The organism is Arthrobacter sp. 10T413_2, from assembly GCF_056394205.1.
Genome location: NZ_JBFTHK010000212.1, coordinates 1 through 6,534, shown reverse-complemented (window position 1 = coordinate 6,534; position 6,534 = coordinate 1). Strand labels below are relative to the sequence as shown.

Here is a 6,534-nt window from a genome sequence, read left to right as displayed (position 1 = left end):
CTCCATGACTGAAACCACCAGCGCAACCCTGCGCCATGCCGGCGGCGAGCTTGAGCTCCCGCGCATCAAGGTTGTAGAAGGGAACGAAGGCTACGACGTTTCCAAGCTGCTGAAGCAGACCGGCGCCGTCGCCTTCGACCCCGGTTTCATGAACACCGCGGCCACCAMCTCGGCCATCACCTACATCGATGGTGATGCCGGCATCCTGCGCTACCGCGGCTATCCGATCKAGCAGCTGGCCCAGCACTCGAGCTTCCTCGAAGTCTCGTACCTGCTGATCTACGGCAACCTTCCGACCCCCACGGAGCTGGAGTCCTTCGACCAGCGGATCCGCCACCACACCCTGCTGCACGAGGAGCTMAAGGGCTTCTTCAGCGGCTTCCCGCGTGACGCCCACCCGATGCCGGTACTGTCCTCGGCCGTGTCCGCGCTCTCGACGTTCTACCAGGACTCGCTGGATCCGTTCAACGCCGAGCAGGTGGAAGTCTCCACCATCCGCCTCATGGCCAAGATGCCGGTCATCGCCGCCTACGCCCACAAGAAGTCGATCGGCCAGCCCATGCTGTACCCGGACAACTCGATGAACCTCGTGGAGAACTTCATGCGCCTCAGCTTCGGCCTGCCGGCCGAGCAGTACGAGGTTGACCCGGTCATCGCCAAGGCCCTGGACCTGCTCCTGATCCTGCACGCCGACCACGAGCAGAACTGTTCCACCTCCACGGTCCGGCTGGTCGGCTCCTCGAACGCCAACCTGTTCGCGTCCGTCTCCGCCGGCATCAACGCACTCTTCGGACCCGCCCACGGCGGCGCCAACGAGGCCGTGCTGAAGATGCTGCGCMAGATCCAGGCCGACGGCATCAAGCCCGAGGACTACATGGAGAAGGTCAAGAACAAGGAAGACGGCGTCCGCCTCATGGGCTTCGGGCACCGCGTCTACAAGAACTACGACCCCCGCGCCAAGATCATCAAGGCGACGGCCCACGAGGTCCTCAGCAAGCTGGGCKGCAATGACGAGCTCCTCGACATCGCCATGCGCCTTGAAGAGAAGGCCCTGGGCGATGACTACTTCATCCAGCGCAAGCTCTACCCCAACGTGGACTTCTACACCGGCCTGATCTACAAGGCCATGGGTTTCCCCGAGAAGATGTTCACCGTGCTGTTCGCCATCGGACGCCTGCCGGGCTGGATCGCCCAGTGGCGCGAGATGATCAGCGATCCCAACACCAAAATCGGCCGTCCGCGCCAGCTCTACGTCGGCGAACCGGAACGGAACTACCCTTCCATGTAGCGCAACCGCCGTTTACGGCAGCGCCGCACAGCAAAGTACGACGCCGGCCGCGCACCTCTCGCTGTGGTGCGCGGCCGGMGTCGTGCTTGGGGGCGTGGTYACGGCGCGACTGGCTCCGGGCGCACCGTGACMAGAGCCGCCGTGACCAGAGCYGTTGTGACCCGCGCCGTTGTGACCCGCGCCGGTGTGACCCGCGCCGGTGTGACCCGCGTCACGTGCGTGGAGGAACCGGTGTGCMCCCGGGGCGGCAACGGCACGGACGTGCTAAAAAAGACCAGTGCCTAAATTTGTCGACGCCGTAATCCGGCGCCAGGAAGTAGTAGACGCTGTCTTCAGGATCATCGCCGCGGATGGTCTTGAGCGGGCCTCCCTGCGCGAAGTTGCCGATGAAGCGCAGCTGGCCGTCGGCTCGGTGCGGCACTATTTCGCCAGCAGCGACGAGCTGTTGTCCCACGCGTTCGCCATTGTGGTGGACCGGATTCTTGGCCGCCTCACCGCCGCGGACGCCAGGGTGGGAGAGCTGCCGCCCGGMTCGGCCGAGCACCACAACGCCGTCGCCGCGCTGCTGGATGAGTTTCTTCCGCTGGACGAGGAACGRGCCGTCGACGCATGCGTGTGGATGGCCTTCAAGAACGCCGCCCGGACCAGGCCGTTCCTGGCTGCCGAGGCCGACCGCAGTCATCGGGCAGTGGCYGCGATAGTCGGAGGCCTCATCCTCGGCTTGGCCGCCGGGGCGAATGGCCGCGACAGTGACGACGCCGCGGCCGGGATGAACCAGCAGGTGCTCGTCACCGAAGCCGAGCTGCTGCTGGCCGTGCTGGACGGGCTGACGATGCACGCCCTCCTGCAGCCGGAGTGGATGACGGCCCGCATGTGCAAKGATGTGCTGGAGGCCCATCTCGAGGGCCTGAACCGCCGGATGGCGGACCGGGCCCCAGCCGTTAACGTGCACTAACAACAGGAATAGACTGAGATAGTACGTCTTGCCAAGGGAGGCAATTGGATGCACCACACCGGCGGACCGGGCTGGCGGATCACCATGGATACATCTGGTCCCATGCTCATTGCACTCTACGTTCGTGACGCCGCCGGACTGGACACCGCGGGGCATCCGGCACTGTGTCACGTGGCGCCGAAGATCCGAGCCTCGGACCATACACATCTGATCGCAGAGGTGGGCGGCACCGCCGTGCTCAAGACCGAGTGGGAGGCCTGGTGGGAGCAGCTGCTGAATGCCCACCCGGAAATGTCGCCCGAGCTTACCCCGCCGGGCTTCGGGTCGTTCAGCAATTCACCGGCGCTTCGCCGCGTGCTGCAGGCGCACTTCGGCKCCGCGCTGACGTGGGCCCGGGAACGCCGCGCGGAATACCTGTCCCTGGAAGCGGAGCGCGAATCCAACAGCAACAATGAGCTCCTGGCCGACATGGTGGAGGACCGGTTGCTGGAAGTGGGCCGCCCCGCCCGGGATTTCAGCCTGACGATCATCGAACTCCCGCTGGCGGAGCCGCGGGCCTGGTACCTCGAGCCGGACAAGATCCTCATGAGCCAGGAGCTGTTGTCCGAGCCGGAACTGTTCCGCAGCTACGTCCAGCCGGTGGTCGATCTCCTCGTGTGAGCCGGCCGCCGCTAGCTGGCTGGCGCGTCGGCGACGGTCACACGGACCTGCCCTGCCGGGACCTGCGCCGGCTGCCAGCCGTCGCGGGACTGCCGGTTCCATGCCCGGCCGTCCACCTCGACGCTGGTGATGGAGAGCGCTTTGGCATTGGCCACCGCCCATTGGGCCACAGTCCAGGCCTGGGTGCCGTCGGCCTCCACGATCAAGGTCCGGCCGTCCGTTGATGTCGGCACGTCACCGAGCGCCGCGGTCAGCTTTGCGGTGACGGCGGCCGGATCCCCGGCGGTGTCGGGGGACCGCAGCGAACAGTCCAGCCCGGCGGGCGTCTGGCCGCTCAGTGCCGAGGCGAACGCACGGGCCATCCCCTCATGCTGGGCGTAGGCACCCGGGTAGGCCGAGTGCTGGACCTGCTGGGCGGCGTCGGTGATCTCCAGCGATTGGTAGCCGGAGATCTCCACGAGCGCATCGTAGAACGCATTGCTGGCGTGGTATGGGTCCATCACCTGCGCCGTGGTGCCCCAGCCCTGGGACGGCCGCTGCTGGAAGAGCCCCCGTGAGTMGGGGCCGGCCTGGTCGCCGTGGCCGATGTTGCGCAGCTTGGATTCYTGCATGGAGGTGGCCAGCGCGATGCTGGCGGCGMGGGCTGGAAGCCCGCGCCGGACCGCCACAGCCGTGATGAGCGAGGCGTTGGCCGCCTGGTCGGTCGCGAGGTCATCGCCGCCGCTGCCCACCGCCGTGCAGCGTTCGGTGATCAGCGTTTCCGAACGCTGCAGGAACGCCACCGCGGTGTAGATTGCGCCCGCAACCATCGCAAGGGTCAGCAGAAGGACGATCCGGCGTCGCCAGCTCCCACGTCGTGCCACGAAACTTACTCCCTCAGGCCCTAGCGGGCTGCGTCATCGGCTGCTTCATCGACGGGCGCCCCGCCGGAGCGGCCTTCACCGCCCGCCATACCGTACCAGCCGATCCGGTCAGTTGGCGTGCAGGTCCGCGTTGAGCTCCACGGTCTGGCCCTTGCGGGGGAGCGCCTCGACGGCGCCGGTGGTCGAATTGCGGCGGAAGAGCAGGTTCGGAACCCCGGAAAGCTCCACGGCCTTGACTACCCGGCTGGTGTCCTCGCCTTCGGCATCCCGGGGGCTGATGACTCGCACGCGCKTCCCGGCGGTGACGTAGAGGCCCGCCTCCACCACGGAGTCGTCGCCCAGGCTGATGCCCACGCCGGAGTTGGCGCCGAGCAGGACCMGCTCCCCGAGGGCGATTTTTTCCTTGCCGCCGCCGGAAAGGGTGCCCATGATCGAGGCACCGCCGCCGACGTCGGAACCGTCACCGGCGACGACGCCGGCCGAGATGCGGCCCTCGACCATGGAGGTGCCCAGGGTTCCGGCATTGAAGTTCACGAAACCCTCGTGCATGACCGTGGTGCCTTCGGCGAGGTGCGCGCCGAGCCGGACACGGCCGGCGTCGGCGATCCGGACGCCGGAGGGGACCACGTAGTCCACCATGCGGGGGAACTTGTCCACGCCGAAGACGGTGACGGCGCCGCGCTTGCGCAGGCGTGCCCGGGTGAGTTCGAAGTCCTCGACGGCCGCGGGACCGAAGTTGGTCCACACCACGTTGGGGAGCTTKCCGAAGATGCSGTCAAGGTTGATGCTGTTGGGCTGGACGAGCCGGTGCGAGAGCAGGTGCAGGCGCAGGTAGGCGTCCGCGGTGTCCGCCGGTGCCTCGTCCAGGTGGATCTGGGCGAAGACGACCTTCTGTTCGGTGCCGCGGTCCGGGTCGGTGCCGTTGGCGGCGATATCGATCAGAGACTGGTCCGCGTTGGCCACGTCACGCAGGCTCGGCGCCGCGACTCCCAGCGCCGGAGCCGGAAACCACACGTCCAACACGGTGGCTACACCATTGCGGGTGGATACGGTGGCCAATCCATAGCCGTAGGCAGAGCGGGCGTCGGCGGGCACAGCGGAAGCAGCAGTTTCAGTCATGGCCCAAGTCTAACGAGAGCGTCCTCGCGCGCTGAAACGCGAGTCGCCCAAGTGACTCGCGGCAGGGGCCGTTATGACGCCTGAAACGGCCCCGGTGCGGTCCGTTGGGAGAGGCAGGCGAGCAGATAAAGTGGGACGGTGACCCCGACGAACCCCCGCACCCCTGCCAGCGCCCTTGATCGCAGTTCTGGGCATGCCCCTGTCCACTTGGACCTCCGCCAGGATGTCGCCCTGCTCACGGCCGCCCTGATCGACATCAACAGCGTCTCCGGCAACGAAAAGGTGCTGGCCGACGCCGTGGAGCATGCCCTCCGGCTGCTGCCGCAGTTGGAGCTGGTCCGCGACGGCGATTCGATCATCGCCMGCACCAACCTCGGCCGCGCCGAGCGCGTGATCCTGGCGGGGCACCTGGACACCGTGCCGCTGCCCATCACGGAAGGCTCGCTTGGGACCGTGCCGGCGTACTGGCCCTCCGGGGCGCCGGGAGAGGGCATCCTCTACGGCCGCGGCGCCACCGACATGAAGGGCGGTGTCGCTGTGCAGCTGGCGCTGGCGGCCACCATGTTCGACGCCGGCGCTGAGCCGGACAAGGACGTCAYGTTCGTCTTCTACGACCACGAGGAAGTCGAKGCAGTAAAGAGCGGCCTCGGCCGGCTGGTGCGCAATCACGGGTCCCTGCTCGGMGGTGACTTCGCGATCCTGCTCGAGCCGACCGACGGCACGGTGGAAGGCGGCTGCAACGGCACGATGCGCTTCGAGGSGACCACACTCGGCGAGGCTGCCCACTCGGCCCGGGCCTGGATGGGCAGCAACGCCATCCACGCGGCCGCCCCGATCCTGGCCCGGCTGGCGGCGTACGAGCCGCAGACCGTAACGGTCGACGGCCTCGACTACCGGGAAAGCCTCAACGCCGTGAAGATTCACGGCGGCACGGCCGGCAACGTCATCCCGGACAAGTGCGTCGTGGAAATCAACTACCGCTTCGCCCCGGACAAGACCCCGGACGGGGMCGAGGCCGTGGTGCGAGAGCTGCTGGACGGATTCGACGTCGTCCGCACCGACAGCGCGGCCGGGGCGCGGCCGGGACTGAACCACCCGGCCGCCGCGTCCTTCGTGGCCGCCGTCGGCGCGGAACCAAAGCCCAAGTACGGCTGGACCGACGTCGCACGGTTCAGCGAGCTGGGCATCCCGGCGGTGAACTTCGGGCCCGGCGATGCGCTGCTGGCGCACAAGGACAACGAGCACGTCGAGGCGGACGCGATCCGGGAATGCCTGAGGGCGCTGCGGACCTGGCTCAGCGCCTAACCGCCAGGGGCATCAGCGCCCACCGCGCACGTCAGGATGCAGAAAAGGTCCGGAACCCGTGAGGTTCCGGACCATTTCTGCATCGAAAGGCCTTATTTGGTGGGGATCCCGGCGACCGGGACGTGTGCCACGCCGCCGGCGRCACGCTTGGAGCCGCGGCGTTCGAGCCAGATGGCCAGGCGGGAGACCGCCAGGTCGATCGCGATGTAGATGGCCGCGGCGACGAAGAACACCGGGAACAGGTACTGCGGGCCGAGGAAGTCGGCCATGACCTGCACGGCCCGGAGCAGCTCGCCGTAGGCGACGATGTAGCCCAGCGAGGTGTCCTTGAGCAGCACCACGAG

6 protein-coding genes and 1 pseudogene are annotated in these 6,534 nt (G+C 67.6%); 4 read left to right on the top strand and 3 right to left on the bottom strand.

Going from position 1 to position 6,534, the window contains the following annotated elements:
* Positions 1 to 4 precede the first annotated feature (4 nt).
* The 3 genes from AC1DBQ_RS20610 to AC1DBQ_RS20600 all read left to right on the top strand — a co-directional run bounded on the left by AC1DBQ_RS20610 (position 5) and on the right by AC1DBQ_RS20600 (position 2,903).
* A complete protein-coding gene (locus tag AC1DBQ_RS20610; RefSeq protein ID WP_476930281.1) occupies positions 5 to 1,288 on the top strand; it encodes a citrate synthase in 1,284 nt (427 codons plus the stop codon).
* A gap of 277 nt (positions 1,289 to 1,565) precedes the next feature.
* Positions 1,566 to 2,243, top strand: a complete 678-nt coding sequence (locus AC1DBQ_RS20605) for a TetR/AcrR family transcriptional regulator (protein ID WP_476930280.1) — start codon at positions 1,566 to 1,568, stop codon at positions 2,241 to 2,243.
* Positions 2,244 to 2,291: 48 nt separating this feature from the next.
* Complete coding sequence (locus tag AC1DBQ_RS20600; protein WP_476930279.1) at positions 2,292 to 2,903, top strand: hypothetical protein; 612 nt, start codon at positions 2,292 to 2,294, stop codon at positions 2,901 to 2,903.
* Between the two features lie 11 nt (positions 2,904 to 2,914).
* Here AC1DBQ_RS20600 and AC1DBQ_RS20595 read toward each other — a convergent pair whose 3' ends face one another.
* On the bottom strand, positions 2,915 to 3,766 hold the full coding sequence (locus AC1DBQ_RS20595) for a hypothetical protein (protein ID WP_476930278.1): 852 nt from the start codon (positions 3,764 to 3,766) through the stop codon (positions 2,915 to 2,917).
* 108 nt (positions 3,767 to 3,874) lie between these two features.
* Complete coding sequence (dapD, locus tag AC1DBQ_RS20590; protein WP_476930277.1) at positions 3,875 to 4,885, bottom strand: 2,3,4,5-tetrahydropyridine-2,6-dicarboxylate N-succinyltransferase; 1,011 nt, start codon at positions 4,883 to 4,885, stop codon at positions 3,875 to 3,877.
* Positions 4,886 to 5,023: 138 nt separating this feature from the next.
* Here dapD and dapE point away from each other — a divergent pair, with 138 nt between their 5' ends.
* Positions 5,024 to 6,190: a succinyl-diaminopimelate desuccinylase gene (gene dapE, locus AC1DBQ_RS20585; protein ID WP_476930276.1), complete on the top strand. Its 1,167-nt coding sequence runs from the start codon at positions 5,024 to 5,026 to the stop codon at positions 6,188 to 6,190.
* 92 nt (positions 6,191 to 6,282) lie between these two features.
* Here the strand turns inward: dapE and AC1DBQ_RS20580 are convergent.
* A pseudogene (locus tag AC1DBQ_RS20580) lies at positions 6,283 to 6,534 on the bottom strand (amino acid ABC transporter permease); the annotation flags it as partial.